General features: G+C 68.3%; 1 protein-coding gene. It reads left to right on the top strand.

The genetic code is table 11. From position 1 onward, the window contains the following. On the top strand, positions 1-416 hold a 416-nt coding region (locus G3I71_RS48665), incomplete at both ends, for a flotillin family protein (RefSeq protein WP_164325396.1).

The raw sequence follows: 416 nt of genomic DNA, 5'->3' as shown, positions 1-416 counted from the left end.
GTCCCAGCAGGCCACGCTCACCGACGTCATCAAGGAGTCCCTCGAGGGCTCGCTGCGCTCGATCATCGGCGACATGACGATCGAGCAGATCATCAGCGACCGGAAGTCGCTGCAGGACGCGGTGGTCAACTCGACCAAGACCGACCTGGCCGAGCAGGGTCTGCAGGTCGACCTGCTCAACATCTCCGACATCTCGACGCCCGGCTCCGACTACCTCGCGAACCTCGGCCGTGCCGAGGCCGCACGCGCCCGCCAGGTCGCCGAGGTGAAGGAGGCCGAGGCGCAGCAGGTCTCCGAGTTCGCGAAGATCCAGGCCATGGAGTCGATCGCCGAGCGGCAGCGCGACCTCGCGCTCAAGCAGGCCGGCATCAAGGCCGAGACCGACAAGGCGAACGCCGAGGCCAACGCCGCGGGGC

It is taken from the genome of Streptomyces sp. SID12501 (assembly GCF_010550245.1).
Classification (GTDB): Bacteria; Actinomycetota; Actinomycetes; order Streptomycetales; family Streptomycetaceae; genus Streptomyces.
Note: the sequence above shows the minus strand (reverse complement) of the source record. Positions and strands in the feature narration are given on the sequence as shown.